Source organism: Streptococcus sp. cx1, from assembly GCF_052384325.1.
Classification (GTDB): domain Bacteria; phylum Bacillota; class Bacilli; order Lactobacillales; family Streptococcaceae; genus Streptococcus; species Streptococcus salivarius_G.
Genome location: NZ_JBQSUN010000003.1, coordinates 241,565 through 259,204 on the forward strand (window position 1 = coordinate 241,565; position 17,640 = coordinate 259,204).

Below are 17,640 nucleotides of genomic sequence, written 5' to 3' on the forward strand. Positions count from 1 at the left end.
TTAGAATGATTATTGATAAGACCTCCTTTTAATGGGATTACAAGGAAATCTAATGAAAATTCACAAAATCCTTAAAGCACTTCTCTCAAAGCGACCAAAAATACTATCCTTACCAAACCATTAGGTCTGTTAGGATAGTATTTTTTTTAGACTATCTTCTCATACAAAAACTAAATTCTAACTATCTAAGCTATTCATTACTTACTGAGGTGTCAGAGGGTCAAGTTTGGTTACTCTAGTGCTAATTAAAAATACTCTTTCCCATCAAAAACAAAGGGAACAAAAACCAGATAATTCATCATAAAAAAATGCCTCAAATGCCTATCTACCCTGCTGAAAACAAGGAAAACGGAGTATAATAAAGGTGAAAAGAGTTAAACTATTTAGCAACAAATAGAGGGGTCGGTGAGAAAGATGTCAGTACAACATACAAACTTCAACACAAGCCAAGATAAGGGTAAGACTGGTCAAGAGGTCAATAATCAAGAGCTCATTAAGAAGAAGTCTCCAGACAACAGTCTTGCTTCTATTTTCCTTGCAGTCGCCTTTTATTTAGCTATCGTTTATCTTGCCTTATTTTTGCTCTTAGGCCTGTCAAATCCTTGGGGAATGCTTATAATAATTTTCCTAGCACCTAATTTGATTAGTTTTATCATCGCAACTATCTTAACAGGAATAGGACGTAAAAAAGGGAATAAAAACTTTCTATACACCAGTATTATTTTTTACCTAGTTTCAATTTTTTTGGCCTATGACCCTGACTGGGGAGTTTTTCGAGTTGTACCGATTCTGTTAACTATTCTCGTAACAGTGGGAACAGTCATGTATAAACAAGATAATGAGCAAGACAACAAATAAGGGAACATGTTCAAGTGGTCTCGTATTTTTATGTAGTCATTAGTATTTCAAAAGGTCAGTTCCATTTTGAAACTACGACAACATCTCCAAATCAAAAAACACCTCCTAGCTAGAATGTTTATCTAACATGAAGGTGTTTTTTATTGTGCTTATCTGAGCATTGTAAAGACTTTTACAATCCTGAAATACGAATAGTCTTCGTCCTATTCTTCATTTTTCCTACGTTTGGCAAGAAATCCAAGACCAGTTGCAGTTGCCAAGGCACCCAAGGCCATACCTAATGATGAGTCTTCCTCACCAGTCTTAGGAAGCGCTTGGCTACCATGTTTGTGCATAGGATCCTTCACTTCAGAAGTTGATTCTGAAACACTTGTTGAAATACTTGTTGAAATACTTGTGCTTTCAGAGGCACTCAAGAATGCCGATGTAGAGACTGACTCTGATACTGAAACGCTTGATGAAGCAGTTTCTGAGGCAGACAATGATGCACTTGCACTCTGCGATTCGCTCAACGATACAGACTCACTTGTAGAAATTGAAGAACTTTCTGAAAGTGACTCACTCAGTGATACTGAGTTTGAAACAGATTCTGATTCAGACACTGATGCACTCGCTGAAACTGATTCTGAGTTCGATACTGATTGCGACTCGGAAATTGAGACACTTACTGAAGTCGATACTGAGGCAGAGACTGATGCGGATGCACTCGCTGAGGCTGAGACGCTGGATGAGACTGACGCAGAAACTGAGGTTGAAACAGACTGTGATTCTAATACAGACGCACTTGTTGATGCAGAGTCTGAAATTGAGGTACTTACAGAAGTTGACTCTGAGGCTAATGCTGAAGCGGACGCAGATAATGACTCAGACACACTTGTTGATGCTGAAAGACTTGCTGAGGTACTCAACAAAGTTGAAATACTTGTGCTTTCAGAGGCACTCAAGGATGCTGATGTAGAAGCTGACTCGGATACTGAAACGCTTGATGAAGCAGTTTCTGAGGCAGATGCACTTGCTGAGGCTGACGCAGAGACTGAGTTTGATCCAGACTGTGATTCTGAGACTGAGGCACTTGATGATGCTGACTCGGAATTAGAGACTAATTGTGATTCACTGATTGAAGCACTTACTGATGCACTTTCAGAATTAGAAACTGATTGTGACACTGAAACTGAAGCGCTCAATGACACCGACTCTGATGCGCTGACTGATTCTGACACTGAGGCTGACGCAGAGACTGATGCGGATGTGCTTGCTGATTCCGACACAGATTCAGAAACTGATGTGCTAACGGATTCTGATACAGACGCACTTGTTGATGCAGACTCGGAATTAGAGACTGATTGTGATTCTGAGATTGAAGCACTTACTGACGCTTTCTCGGAGTTTGAGACAGACTGTGATTCAGACACCGATGCACTCTCTGAGGCTGACTCGGAATTAGAGACTGATTGTGATTCTGAGATTGAAGCACTTACTGACGCTGACTCGGAGTTTGAGACAGACTGTGATTCAGACACCGATGCAATCTCTGACGCTGACTCGGAATTAGAAACTGATTGTGATCCTGAAACAGATGTACTCAATGACGCCGACTCACTCAATGATGCTGAGTTAGATGTCGAAAGCGACTCACTAGCTGAAATGAAGCTTGAAGCTGAGTTCGAAATAGATTCAACAGTTGAAATAATCGCAGAAATTGAAGCACTAAAGGCTTGAGACTGGCTTTCAAATGCAGAAGCACTCAATGAGCTTGACGTACTCAATGATTCTGACTCTGAAGTCGAGATTGAGGAACTTGTGCTCTGTGATTCACTCAATGATGCAGACTCACTAACTGAAATGGATTCACTTACTGACGCTGATTCGGAGTTTGAAGCAGACTGTGATTCTGAAACTAACGCACTATCTGAAGCGGATTCGGAGTTTGACACTGACTGTAACTCAGACACTGATGCACTTTCTGAAGCGGATTCGGAATTTGATACAGACTGTGACTCAGACACTGATGCACTTTCTGAAGCGGATTCGGAATTTGAAACAGACTGTGATTCAGAGACTGATTCACTTACTGATGCTGACTCGGAGTTTGACACTGACTGCGACTCAGACACTGATGCACTTTCTGAAGCGGATTCGGAGTTTGACACTGACTGCGACTCAGAAACTGATGCACTTTCTGAAGCGGATTCGGAATTTGATACAGACTGCGACTCAGAAATTGACGCACTTAATGAAGCGGATTCGGAATTTGAGACTGATTGTGATTCTGAGACTGATTCACTTACAGATACTGACTCGGAATTTGATTCAGACTGTGATACCGATGTTGATTCACTTACTGACGCTGACTCGGACGTTGAAGCGGATTGTGATTCTGAAATTGATTCACTTACTGACGCTGATTCTGAGTTAGACACTGACTGTGACTCAGACACTGATGCACTCTCTGAAGCGGATTCGGAATTTGAAACCGATTGTGATGTCGACGTTGATTCACTCTCTGAAGCTGACCCTGAATTAGACACTGACTGTGATTCTGAAACGGAAGCACTTACTGAAGCAGAGACTGAATTTGATTCGGATTGTGAAGCTGATGTCGACTCGCTCTCTGAGGCTGACTCGGAGTTAGATACTGATTGTGATTCTGAAATTGACGCACTTACTGACGCTGACTCTGAGGTTGAAACAGACTGTGATTCTGAAACTGACGCACTTTCTGACGCTGACTCGGAATTAGACACTGATTGTGATTCGCTTACTGATGTACTCTCTGATGCTGATTCTGAGTTAGACACTGATTGTGATTCTGAGACAGACGTACTTGTTGATGCAGACTCTGAATTAGAGACTGATTGTGATTCTGAAACTGATTCACTTACAGATACTGACTCGGAATTTGATTCAGACTGTGATACCGATGTTGATTCACTTACTGACGCTGACTCGGACATTGAAGCGGATTGTGATTCTGAAATTGATTCACTTACTGACGCTGATTCTGAGTTTGACACTGACTGTGACTCAGACACTGATGCACTCTCTGAAGCGGATTCGGAATTTGATACAGATTGTGACTCTGAAGTTGATTCACTCTCTGAAGCTGACTCGGAGTTAGATACTGATTGTGATTCTGAAATTGACGCACTTACTGACGCTGACTCTGAGGTTGAAGCAGACTGTGATTCTGAAATAGACGAACTTTCTGAAGCGGATTCGGAATTTGATACAGATTGTGACTCTGAAGTTGATTCACTCTCTGAAGCTGACTCGGAGGTTGAAACAGACTGTGATTCTGAGACAGACGCACTTGTTGATGCTGACTCTGAGTTTGAGACTGACTGTGATTCTGAAACTGAGGCACTTTCTGAAGCTGATTCTGAGTTTGACACGGATTGTGATTCTGAAATTGATGCACTTACTGACACTGACTCTGACGTTGAAGCAGATTGTGATTCGCTTACTGATGCACTCTCTGACGCTGACTCTGAGGTTGAAACAGACTGTGATTCTGAAACTGAGGCACTTTCTGAAGCTGATTCTGAGTTTGACACGGATTGTGATTCTGAAATTGACGCACTTACTGAAGTAGACTCTGAAGTTGAAACGGATTGTGATTCAGACACTGACGCACTCTCTGAAGCTGACTCTGAGGTTGATTCAGACTGTGATGTCGACGTTGATTCACTCTCTGAGGCTGAAACTGAGTTTGAGACAGACTGTGATTCTGAAATTGATTCACTTACAGATGCTGAACCGGAGTTCGATTCAGACTGTGATGTCGACGTTGATTCACTCTCTGAAGCTGACTCTGAGGTTGAAACTGATTGCGACTCAGACACAGATGCACTTTCTGAAGCGGATTCTGAGTTTGAGACAGACTGTGATTCTGATACTGATCCACTTACTGAGGCACTTTCAGAGTTAGAAACTGATTGTGATGCTGAAATTGACTCACTTACTGACGCTGACTCTGAGGTTGAAACAGACTGTGACTCAGACACTGACGTACTTTCTGAGGCTGATTCTGAATTTGATACAGACTGTGATTCTGATACTGATCCACTTACTGAGGCTGACTCAGAATTTGAGACTGATTGTGATTCTGACACAGACAACTTTGTTGAAACGGACTCACTTAATGAACTCGAAACACTCTCAGATTTCACGGCACTCAAAGATGCACTCGCTGATGCTGATTCACTTTGTGAAACGCTCGTCTTCAAGGAATCACTCAAGGAGCTTGAAACGCTCTCTGATTTCACGGTACTCAAAGATGCACTCGTTGAAGCGGATTCACTTTGTGAAACGCTCGTCTTCAAGGAATCACTCAAGGAACTTGAAACGCTCGCCGATTTTACGGTACTCAAAGACGCACTTGTTGAAGCGGATTCACTTTGTGAGAGACTTGTCTTCAAGGACTCACTCAAGGAACTTGAAACGCTCGCCGATTTCACGGTACTCAAAGACGCACTTGTTGATGCAGATTCACTTTGTGAAAGACTTGTCTTCAAGGAATCACTCAAGGAACTTGAGATACTCGCTGATTTCACAGTACTCAAAGACGCACTCGCTGATGCTGATTCACTTTGCGAAACGCTCGTCTTCAAGGACTCACTCAAGGAACTTGAGACACTCGCTGATTTCTCGGTACTTAAAGACGCACTTGTTGAAGCGGATTCACTTTGTGAGAGACTTGTCTTCAAGGACTCACTCAAAGAACTTGAGACACTCGCTGATTTCACGGTACTCAAAGACGCACTTGTTGAAGCAGATTGACTTTGTGAAACGCTTGTCTTCAAGGACTCACTTAAGGAACTTGAGATACTCGCTGATTTCACAGTACTCAAAGATACACTTGTTGAAGCGGATTCACTTTGCGATTGGCTTGTCTTCAAGGACTCACTCAAGGAGTTTGAAACGCTCGCTGACTTCACAGTACTCAAAGACGCACTTGTTGAAGCAGATTGACTTCGAGATTGACTTGTCTTCAAGGACTCACTCAAGGAACTTGAAACGCTCGCCGATTTCACGGTACTCAAAGATGCACTCGTTGAAGCGGATTGACTTCGAGATTGGCTTGTCTTCAAAGATTCACTCAAAGAACTCGAGACACTTTTTGAGGCTACCGTGCTCAATGAAAGGCTGGTCGATGCAGATTGCTTAACAGACTCACTTCGACTTTGAGAAATCGATTCCTGCTTAGACTGACTGACACTTTGAGACACTGACTGGCTGTAATCACTATCCGACAATTTCACCGTCACAACATTGGTCGTACTATCTTTATAAGTAATCGTTACCGTACCATCACTATTAACCGTATAAGACTTAATACGGTTGGCGACCTCTGGATTCAAGGCAGACACTGTCGCAATAATCTTACTCTTATCTGCGTCTGTTAGGGCAGTCAGGCTGGTCACCTGAATAGTGCTTGTCGGTGCCACACCCGGTGTACGATCTGACAAGCGACCCTGAGTAATACGAATCTCACCCAAACCATTTGGACGGTTCATATTTGACGCATTGTCAATAGCAGCAACATTACGTTGCCATGTGTTTCGGAAAGAATGATAAAGGTCATCCTTCAAATGAATGGTCGTTGTGATGGTTGCAGGATTATCAGTCGTAGCTGTAATATCTCCCGTAATCGGTGCAATATTACCAGTTCCGTACTGGCTACTACCAAAGAAATTGCCGTTCAAGGCATTGTCATTCAAATCGGCTCTTGCAACAACTTTCATTTCTTTAAGCTTGCCACTGTCATCTGTAGCTGTGAAAGTCAAAACAGCATCATCACCAGCATAGAGGGTATAGTTTTTCCCACCACCTTCGAGAGGCGTAGACTTAGGTTCCACACCATCGACAGTCAACTTGGCCGTCACTTCAGGACGCGTTCCGTCCGTTACAGCCACCGAATTACTGGCATCTGAATACACCGCATAATCACCATACATGATGCGAGCTTTGGCTGTTACACCACCCGTTTGTAACTTAACAGTCGGCGTCACAATCGCTTGACCCGAAGCATCTGCCACTGCTGTTCCCACTTCGTCGTCATTATTGTATAGAACGACTGTGGAACCTGGCTCAGCTCCCGTCACCGTTACAGGCGTCTGTGTGTAAGCCTTGTCCAATAATCTCGTTTCAACAGTTGGTGCTGCAAGTCGCTTCACCGGAGCCGTCACATCATTTGTGGTGTTATCTTTATAAGTAATGGTCACCACACCAGATGATGAAACCGAATAAGATTTAAAGTCCTTTGAAGTGGCAATATTTGGGTTAGCAGTCTTAAATGCTTCCCAAACCTTATCTTTTTCAGCCTGAGCGAGACTACTTGTGTCATTAACAAAGGTACTCGTTGTCACCGCCGTAATCGGATTACGAATACCATCATTTTGTGGCAAAACCTGAATACGAAGCGTACGTGTCACTGACTGCTTAGCCGTATTAGTCACTACAAAAGAAACATTATAAATTTTCCCAGGCGTTACGACCTCTGTCTGCCCAACAGTCCCCACAATATTAAAGGCCACTGCACTATTTTTCAATGCAGAGGTCTGAGGCACGTTGATCCCATTCACACGATCACTACCAGAAGCGTAGCCAATGCTTTTAATACTATTTCGTGTAGGAATAGTTTCAACAACATTATAAGCCTGATTGATGTAGTCAGAGTTGTAAACAGAAATCAAGGCATTGTTAGCCGAACCTAAATTATACTGGGGTGCACGGAGATTACTATTAGCATCAATGCGAGAACCATTACGAGGATCACGCTGACCAGATGTCGCACGAAGTACCGCATTGGCAAGACTATTTCTAGCCTGGCGAGCCTGAGAAATCGTAGGCGTCACATCACTGTCACGATCAGCCAGACTGACACGAATGGCATCCAGGGCTTTATCTCCCTTGAGAATAGCAGCATCCGTATTTGGCAAATCGACAGCTTGAGCTTTATAGGTATAAATGTCTAAGGCAAGATCTTTGAGACGCTTTTCTTGTTCTAAACGCTCAGCATCTGCCACAACCGAGGCAGCTAGCAGACCAGTCGCCGTATCTGACAATTGGCGATTAGTTTGTACTTCGGATGTCAAGGAAGCGTTTAATAAGGCTGACTCCGAGCTGACAAGAGTCATCCCCACTTTAGAGTCGCTACTACTATCACTCTTGCTAACTGACTGAACAGAGGCACTTGCGCTTTGCTCTGAAGTTTTTCCAAGCGCACTCTCAGACTGACTGTGAGCAGAAGAATCCGTCTGACTTACTGATTCCGATTTAGAAGCTAATGAAGCTGACAAGGAAGCAGAAAGCGAGGCACTCAATGACAAGGATGTCGATTTAGAAGCTAATTCAGAAGCAGACACCGATTGGCTGCGTGATAAAGACTCACTCAAAGAAGCCTCCGAAGTCTGTCTTGACGCAGTTTCAGATGACTCTTGACTATTTACTTGGCTATCTTGAACACTGGACACAGACTCCATATTTCCAAGAACAACGGAATCAGATGCAGCTAAGAGATCAGTCTTAGCTCCTGCTTCACTTTCCAAAATCGGCTGATCAGTCATTTCATCCGCATGAGCCACGTGAGTTGCAACAGAGCCACCAAGCAAGGCCCCAGTTGCAAGCACTCCTTTGAGCACTGTCTGACCAGAAAAGGCAGGTGCTTCCACCTCTACCTGCTGGGCACCAACAGACGGTATATCCACACCCCCTCTAAGCACCTTAAAAAGACCAAAATTCGACGTCGCCGCGCGAAGCCAGTGCTTCCCTGACTTAACCAATTTAAACCGTGTCACACGATCGGTTTCACGATATTGACCTTCATTCCTTCTAAAAAACATATATACTCCATTTATTTTTGATTAAAACACTCCTTTCAATTTTATCATAAAATTAAGCAAAAAATCTCATTTCAAGATTGCTTTCTAGCGATTAATCCTTTCTTTCATTTCCCTAAAAATACGATAATAATGCTAACCCTAAGACTTATTAAAACTATTTGTATTTTTATAATATCAGACTAAAAAAATCCCCTACCAATTAGGAAATCTCTCTAATCGATAGGGGATATTTGATTATCTCGCTAGAAGATAATGATTAAACTTACTAGGATTTAGAAGTCTTCACTTTCTTCTTCATCTTTCTTACGTTTGGCAAGAAATCCAAGACCAGTTGCAGTTGCCAAAGCACCCAAGGCCATACCTAATGATGAGTTTTCCTCACCAGTCTTAGGAAGCGCTTGGCTACCACGTTTGTGCTTAGGATCTTTCACTTCAGAAGTTGATTCTGAAGCACTCATTGAGGCTGAGATCGAAGCACTTGTTGATGCTGAGGCTGAAAGACTTGCTGAGGTACTCAATGAAGTTGAAATACTTGTTGAAGCACTTGTGCTTTCAGAGGCACTCAAGAATGCTGATGTAGATACTGACTCTGATACTGAAACGGATGCGCTCGCTGACTCTGAGGCAGAGACTGAAGCGGATGTGCTTGCTGATTCTGACGCACTTGCTGATTCTGAGGCAGAGACTGAAGCTGACTCAGATGCGCTTGCTGATTCTGACGCAGATGCTGACTCAGATGCACTTACTGATTCTGAGGCAGAGACTGAAGCTGACGCACTTGATGATTCTGACGCAGAGACTGAAGCGGATGTGCTTGCTGAAGCCGACTCAGATGCTGAAGCGGATACACTTGCTGACTCTGAGGCAGAGACTGTAGCGGATGTGCTTGCTGACTCTGAGGCAGAGACTGTAGCGGACGCACTTACTGATTCTGACGCAGATGCTGAAGCTGAGGCGCTTGCTGATTCTGACGCAGAGGCTGAAGTGGATGTGCTTGATGATTCTGACGCAGAGGCTGAAGTGGATGTGCTTGCTGATTCTGACGCAGAGACTGAAGCGGATGTGCTTGCTGATTCTGACGCAGAGGCTGACTCAGAGGCACTTGCTGATTCTGACGCAGAGACTGAAGCGGATGTGCTTGCTGATTCTGACGCAGAGGCTGACTCAGAGGCACTTGCTGATTCTGACGCAGAGACTGAAGCGGATGCGCTTGATGATTCTGACGCAGACGCTGACTCAGAGGCGCTTGATGATTCTGACGCAGAGACTGAAGCGGATGCGCTTGATGATTCTGATGCAGATACTGACTCAGAGACGCTTGATGATTCTGACGCAGAGACTGAAGCGGATGTGCTTGCTGACTCTGAGGCTGATACTGAAGCTGACGCAGAGGCTGAAGCTGACGCACTTGATGATTCTGATGCAGAGGCTGAAGCGGATGCACTTGCTGACTCTGAGGCTGAAGCTGATGCGCTTGATGATTCTGACGCAGAGGCTGAAGCTGATGCACTTGATGATTCTGATGCAGAGACTGAAGCTGATGCGCTTGCTGATTCTGACGCAGAGGCTGAAGCGGATGCACTTGATGATTCTGATGCAGAGACTGAAGCGGATGTGCTTGCTGATTCTGACGCAGAGGCTGAAGCTGACTCAGATGCAGATACCGAAGCGGATGCACTCGCTGATTCCGATGCTGATGCGCTTGCTGAAGCTGACGCAGAGGCTGAAGTTGACTCAGATGCAGATACCGAAGCGGATGCACTCGCTGATTCCGATGCAGATGTGCTTGCTGAGACTGACGCAGAAACTGAGTTTGAAACAGACTGTGATTCTGAGATAGAGGCACTTGTTGATGCAGACTCGGAATTTGAAACTGATTGTGATTCACTGATTGAAGCACTTACAGATGTACTTTCAGAATTAGATACTGATTGTGAGCCTGAAACAGATGCACTCAATGACGCCGACTCACTCAATGATGCTGAGTTAGATGTTGAAATTGATTCACTAGCTGAAATGAAGCTTGAAGCCGAGTTCGAAATAGACTCAACAGTTGAAATGATTGCAGAAATTGAAGCACTGAAGGCTTGAGACTGGCTTTCAAATACAGAAGCACTCAATGAGCTTGATGTACTCAATGATTCTGATTCAGAAGCTGAAACTGACGCACTTGTACTTCGAGATTCACTCAATGATGCAGACTCACTAGCTGAAATTGACGCACTTACTGACGCTGATTCTGAGTTTGAAACAGACTGTGATTCAGAAATTGACGCACTTACCGATGCTGACTCTGAGTTAGATTCAGACTGTGATGTCGACGTTGATTCACTTTCTGAAGTCGAAACTGAATTTGAAGCGGATTGTGATTCTGAAACTGACGCACTTTCTGACGCTGACTCCGAGTTAGACACTGATTGTGATTCTGATACAGAAGCACTTTCTGACGCTGACTCTGACGTTGAAGCAGACTGTGATTCAGACACTGAAGCACTTTCTGACGCTGATTCTGAGTTAGACACTGATTGTGATTCTGAGATTGATTCACTTACTGATGCTGACTCTGACGTTGAAGCAGACTGTGATTCTGAGATTGAAGCACTTACTGATGCTGACTCTGAGTTTGAAACAGACTGTGATTCTGAAACTGATGCACTCTCTGACGCTGACTCTGAGTTAGACACGGATTGTGATTCTGAAATGGATTCACTTTCTGAGGATGATTCGGAATTTGAGACAGACTGTGATTCTGACACTGATGCACTTTCTGACGCTGATTCTGAATTAGACACTGATTGTGACTCAGACACTGATGCACTCTCTGATGCTGATTCTGAGTTAGACACTGATTGTGACTCAGAAACTGATGCACTTACTGACGCTGATTCTGAAGTTGAAGCAGATTGTGATTCAGAAATTGACGCACTTACTGATGCTGATTCTGAGTTAGACACTGATTGTGATTCTGAAACTGACGCACTTTCTGACGCTGACTCCGAGTTAGACACTGATTGTGATTCTGATACAGAAGCACTTTCTGACGCTGACTCTGACGTTGAAGCAGACTGTGATTCTGACACTGAAGCACTTTCTGACGCTGATTCTGAGTTAGACACTGATTGTGACTCAGACACTGATGCACTCTCTGATGCTGATTCTGAATTAGACACTGACTGTGACTCAGAAACTGATGCACTTACTGACGCTGATTCTGAAGTTGAAGCAGATTGTGATTCAGAAATTGACGCACTTACTGATGCTGATTCTGAGTTAGACACTGATTGTGATTCTGAAACTGACGCACTTTCTGACGCTGACTCCGAGTTAGACACGGATTGTGATTCTGATACAGAAGCACTTTCTGACGCTGACTCTGACGTTGAAGCAGACTGTGATTCTGAAACTGACGCACTTTCTGACGCTGACTCTGAGTTAGACACTGATTGTGATTCTGAAACTGATTCACTTACTGACGCTGACTCTGAGTTAGACACTGATTGTGATTCTGAGATTGATTCACTTACTGATGCTGATTCTGACGTTGAAACTGATTGTGATTCAGAAACTGATGCACTTACTGACGCTGACTCTGAAGTCGAAGCAGACTGTGATTCTGAAACTGACGCACTCTCTGAAGCTGATTCTGAGTTAGACACTGATTGTGATTCTGATACAGAAGCACTCTCTGAAGCTGATTCTGAGGTTGAAACAGACTGTGATTCAGAAACTGATGCACTTTCTGACGCTGACTCTGAGTTCGATTCAGACTGTGATGTTGACGTTGACTCACTCTCTGAAGCTGACTCTGAATTTGACACTGATTGTGATTCGCTTACTGATTCACTTTCTGACGCTGACTCTGAGTTAGACACTGATTGTGATTCTGAAATGGATTCACTTTCTGATGCTGACTCTGAGTTTGAAACAGATTGTGATTCTGAAACTGACGCACTTTCTGATGCGGATTCTGAATTAGAGATAGACTGTGATTCAGAAATTGACTCACTTACTGACGCTGACTCTGAGTTTGAAGCAGATTGTGATTCAGAAACTGACGCACTCTCTGAAGCTGATTCTGAATTTGAGACAGACTGTGATTCTGAAACTGATGCACTTTCTGATGCTGACTCGGAATTAGACACTGATTGTGATTCTGAAACTGACGCACTTTCTGATGCGGATTCTGAGTTTGAAGCAGACTGTGATTCAGAAACTGACGCACTCTCTGAAGCTGATTCTGAGTTAGACACTGACTGTGATTCTGATACAGAAGCACTCTCTGATGCTGATTCAGAATTAGACACTGATTGTGATTCGCTTACTGATGCACTGACTGATGCTGACTCTGAGTTCGATTCAGATTGTGATTCAGAAACTGACGCACTTTCTGATGCGGATTCTGAGTTAGATACTGACTGTGATTCTGATACTGACTCACTTGTTGAGGCTGACTCATAATTTGAGACTGATTGTGAAGCTGAAGTTGACGCACTTACTGACGCTGAAGTTGAGTTCGACTCAGACTGTGATGTTGACGTTGATGCACTCTCTGAAGCAGAGACTGAATTTGACTCCAACTGTGATGTTGACGTTGATGCGCTCTCCGAAGCAGAGACTGAATTTGACTCCAACTGTGATGCACTCACTGAAGCACTTGTTGAAGCACTTTCAAGAAGACTTTCTGAGATACTCTCTGAAAGGGATGCTGATGCTTTCTCTGATTGAGAAAGAGAAGATGAGACAACCTCTGACTCAGATGCTGAAACTGATGCAGATTCTACCTTACTTGTTGATACAGATTGAGACTCTACTGTTGAAGTACTTTCTACGATGCTTTGAGATGTACTTAAAGATGCACTGGTTGTATCTGCTTCAGACTCTGACTCGATAACCTGACTACCATTAAAGAAATTAACGCTAATATTATCAGTCTTACCTGCAAAAGGTGAGAATGTGAAGGATGTGTCATCACCAGTGATTTTAGCAGTCCAAGTCGATGTTAAGCCATAACCATTCTTGGCCTGAAAACCATTCATTTGGAAATTTTGTCCCCAACTGTAACCGCCACCATCCGTTGTTACTGGTGTTGGATTAGGTGAAGGTGTAGTTCTTTGAGTACCGTCTGAATTAGTAATATAAGTTGTTACAGTTGTTGGAGGAGTAAGTCCCTTACCTAAAGTAAACATCGTTTGTGTTGATGTCCCTGAATTATAGATAGAATATCCAGGACTCATCTTTGAAATATTCCCAAGGGTTGATGTTGCAGGATTAACATAGGAAACAGTGTAGACAAAATTCAGATTTGTCCCGTCATTTGTCACTTTCAATGTATAGTAAATTGGAACATTATAGTTTGAGTCTGTTCCAGTTCCTGTATACACCTTAGTTTCACCAGTCGCTAGGTTAAGGTTTGAAGTGATAGCTGGAGTGCCATTCACTGTAGAGTTCCCATTGAAACCAGCATTTGTCAGCTTGGTCATCATGTTATCGACGGCATTACCAAGACGCTCACGCTGTTCTGCGTAAGCTGCACTTGTTGCTGATGCCGCGATCAATGTCGTTGACTTAGTGACTTCTTCTTGAACAGTTGTAATAGCCGTTTGAATTTCAGCCTTAGCAGCTGTGTCTGTCAATTTTGCTTGATAGTTTTTAGCAATATTAACAAGCAATTCTGCTTCTGAAACGTTTTGGTCCAAAACAGATTTTTCATCATCATGGCTTGCAGTTTCTGAAGCAACTGAGCTTGTTGAAGCTGCTGAATCAGAAGTAGATTCTGAGTTTGAACCACTTGTGCTTTCAGTCTCTGACTGGCTATCAGAAGTTGAATTTTCTTTGCTGAATGATGCAGATTCAGAGATAGCTTGTGATAATTCAGCTGATACTGATTGAGATACTGATTGTGACACTGATACAGATGCATCTGTGCTTGCCTGAGCATCAACTGAAGAGCTTGTAGACTCTTGACTTGTTGAGGCTGCTACTGACGCTTCAGAAGCTGGTGCAGCACTCAATACAACTGACTCAGAGTTGGCAGTCACATCTTGATTAGCAGTTACTTGGCTTTCCAAAGCCGGAGTTGTCGTTTCTTCCGCTTGAGCAGTGTAAGTCGCTACTGCTCCCCCAGCCACTGCACCTGCCGCCGCTATCCCTTTAAGTAGAGCTTGCCCTGAGAGAACTGGTGTTTTCTCCTCGACACTTTGTGCTGAAACTGACGGTGCATCGGCACCACCCTTAACAACCTTGAAAAGTCCAAAGTTAGACGTTGCAGCACGAAGCCATTGCTTACCTGATTTAATCAACTTAAAACGAGTCACGCGATCAGTTTCGCGGTATTCCCCTTCATTCCTTCTAAAAAACATATCTACTCCATTCTGTTTTTATGAATTAAAACTCACTGACAAATTTTATCATATAATTCTTGTAAGTTCTAATATAAAACTTTATTTCCCTAAAAAAATAATTGCAAACGCTTTATGCTGTAGAAACAATAAAAATGTTCATTTCATAGCATTTTCATCCATTTTACATTTTGAAATACGTATCTTAAAGTTGTCTTAAAATTCGAATTCCCCTACTTTTACATCTAACATTTCACCTTGCTAAACTAACCTTTTTACATCGAATGCTAGACCTAAATGAGATTTAAACTAACAATTAAGATACCATCACTTATTTCTTAATCACGACAAAAAGACACATCCCATATCGGAATGTGTCTTTTTTAGAACGAAGCTAATCGGCTTATTCTTACTTAAGAGTAGTTAGTTTTTATTAGGACTAGTCACTCATAAGTTTTAGGGGTAAGTCGAAGGAATATTATTCCTCAGTTTTTTTGCGTTTTGCCGCAAGTGCCAATCCAGATGCAGTTGCAAGCAATCCAAGAGCTGCTGTAGCTGCTACGTTAGACTCTTCACCAGTATTTGGCAATTGTGCCATTTCTTGTGCAGGTTTAACTGGAGTAGCTTTAGCTGGAGCTTTAGGAGCTGGATCAACTGGTTTACCTGGAGTTGGTTGTTCAGGTTTACCTGGAGTTGGTGTTACTGGTTTTTCTGGAGTTGTATCGACAAGTTTGTAAACGTAAGTTACGTTCTTATCGCCTTCGATAACTTTACCAGTTACTGGGTCAGTTGTAGTCAAGTGACCATCACCATCTACAGAACCTACTGGGTAGTTACCTTGTGGTACCAATTCGTAAACTTTACCATCAGCAGTAACAATTGTCTTAGGACGGTTATCAATTACTGTATCGTAATCTTTACCTACTGGTTGACCAAATTCATCTGTTACAGATTGTTTGATAGTGTTACCATTTTCATCTACATAGTGAACGTAAACATTACCCTTAGGTTGTGCTGGTTGTTCTTTAAGTTTGTAGATGTAAGTAACATCTTTACGTCCTTCGATAACTTTACCTGTTGTAGCGTCTGATGACTCAAGGTGACCTTGTCCATCAACTTTACCTACAGTGTAGTTACCTGCTGGTACCAATTCGTAAACTTTACCATCAGTTGTTGTGATAGTCTTAGGACGATTATCTACTACTGTATCGTAGTCTTTATCGACTGGTTGATCTTTTTCATCAACAACTGAAGTCTTGATTGTGTTACCTTCAGTATCTTTATAGTGAACGTAAACGTCACCTTTCACTTCTTTGTAGACGTAAGTGATGATTGAACGTGGTTTATCAACTTTACCTTTAATTGGGTCAGATGATTCAAGGTGTCCATCGCCATCAACTTTACCTACTGGGTAGTCACCTTTCGGTACGATCTTGTATGTCTTACCGTCTGGAGTCTTGATTGTGTTAGGTTTTTCACCTTCCTCAGTTGTGTTATATGGAGTATCATATGGTGAGTTTGGTGTGTCTTGACGAGGTTTCTTGATTTCTTTACCTTTTTCGTCTACGTAAGTGATGATTACGTCACCTTCTTTAGGTTTCGTTGGATCTTCTTTAAGTTTGTAGACGTAAGTTACGTTCTTGTCGCCTTCGATAACTTTACCTGTTGTAGCGTCATCACCTGTCCAGTGACCTTGTTCGTCGACTTGACCTACTTTGTAGTTACCTGCTGGTACCAATTCGTATGTCTTACCTTGGAATTCGATTTCTTTTGGACGGTTGTCTACTACTGTATCGTAGTCTTTACCTACTGGTTGATCTTTTTCATCTGTTACAGATGCTTTGATTGTGTTACCTTCAGTGTCTACGTAGTGAACATATACATTACCCTTAGGTTGTACTGGTTGTTCTTTAAGTTTGTAGATGTAAGTAACATCTTTACGTCCTTCGATAACTTTACCTGTTGTAGCGTCTGATGACTCAAGGTGACCTTGTCCATCAACTTTACCTACAGTGTAGTTACCTGCTGGTACCAATTCGTAAACTTTACCATCAGTTGTTGTGATAGTCTTAGGACGATTATCTACTACTGTATCGTAGTCTTTATCGACTGGTTGATCTTTTTCATCAACAACTGAAGTCTTGATTGTGTTACCTTCAGTATCTTTATAGTGAACGTAAACGTCACCTTTCACTTCTTTGTAGACGTAAGTGATGATTGAACGTGGTTTATCAACTTTACCTTTAATTGGGTCAGATGATTCAAGGTGTCCATCGCCATCAACTTTACCTACTGGGTAGTCACCTTTCGGTACGATCTTGTATGTCTTACCGTCTGGAGTCTTGATTGTGTTAGGTTTTTCACCTTCCTCAGTTGTGTTATATGGAGTATCATATGGTGAGTTTGGTGTGTCTTGACGAGGTTTCTTGATTTCTTTACCTTTTTCGTCTACGTAAGTGATGATTACGTCACCTTCTTTAGGTTTCGTTGGATCTTCTTTAAGTTTGTAGACGTAAGTTACGTTCTTGTCGCCTTCGATAACTTTACCTGTTGTAGCGTCATCACCTGTCCAGTGACCTTGTTCGTCGACTTGACCTACT

General features: G+C 42.7%; 6 protein-coding genes and 1 pseudogene. 3 read left to right on the plus strand and 4 right to left on the minus strand.

All coding sequences use genetic code 11. The features are described 5' to 3' along the window. The first annotated feature begins 414 nt into the window (after positions 1 to 414). The gene (locus tag ACT170_RS06125; protein WP_175062991.1) at positions 415 to 858 is read left to right on the plus strand and encodes a hypothetical protein; all 444 of its coding nucleotides are present in this window, start codon (positions 415 to 417) and stop codon (positions 856 to 858) included. A gap of 203 nt (positions 859 to 1,061) precedes the next feature. On the opposite strand, the gene ACT170_RS06130 is transcribed toward ACT170_RS06125, so the two are convergent. After that, the gene (locus ACT170_RS06130) at positions 1,062 to 1,274 is read right to left on the minus strand and encodes an LPXTG cell wall anchor domain-containing protein (protein WP_277752923.1); all 213 of its coding nucleotides are present in this window, start codon (positions 1,272 to 1,274) and stop codon (positions 1,062 to 1,064) included. Here ACT170_RS06130 and ACT170_RS06135 point away from each other — a divergent pair. Continuing rightward, complete coding sequence (locus ACT170_RS06135) at positions 1,255 to 2,577, plus strand: hypothetical protein (protein ID WP_277752924.1); 1,323 nt, start codon at positions 1,255 to 1,257, stop codon at positions 2,575 to 2,577. The genes ACT170_RS06130 and ACT170_RS06135 overlap by 20 nt on opposite strands. Positions 2,578 to 2,658: 81 nt before the next feature. Continuing rightward, entirely contained in the window at positions 2,659 to 5,637 is a 2,979-nt protein-coding gene (locus ACT170_RS06140) for a hypothetical protein (protein ID WP_444818120.1), read from the plus strand. Between the two features lie 494 nt (positions 5,638 to 6,131). Here the strand turns inward: ACT170_RS06140 and ACT170_RS06145 are convergent. From ACT170_RS06145 to ACT170_RS06155, 3 genes and pseudogenes are all read right to left on the minus strand, one after another. After that, positions 6,132 to 8,702, minus strand: a pseudogene (locus ACT170_RS06145) (accessory Sec-dependent serine-rich glycoprotein adhesin); the annotation flags it as partial. A gap of 272 nt (positions 8,703 to 8,974) precedes the next feature. Then, on the minus strand, positions 8,975 to 15,061 hold the full coding sequence (locus ACT170_RS06150) for an accessory Sec-dependent serine-rich glycoprotein adhesin (RefSeq protein WP_444818122.1): 6,087 nt from the start codon (positions 15,059 to 15,061) through the stop codon (positions 8,975 to 8,977). 457 nt (positions 15,062 to 15,518) lie between these two features. Then, positions 15,519 to 17,640, minus strand: a 2,122-nt coding sequence (locus tag ACT170_RS06155; RefSeq protein ID WP_444818121.1) for a MucBP domain-containing protein, incomplete at its 5' end; no start/stop codon positions are given.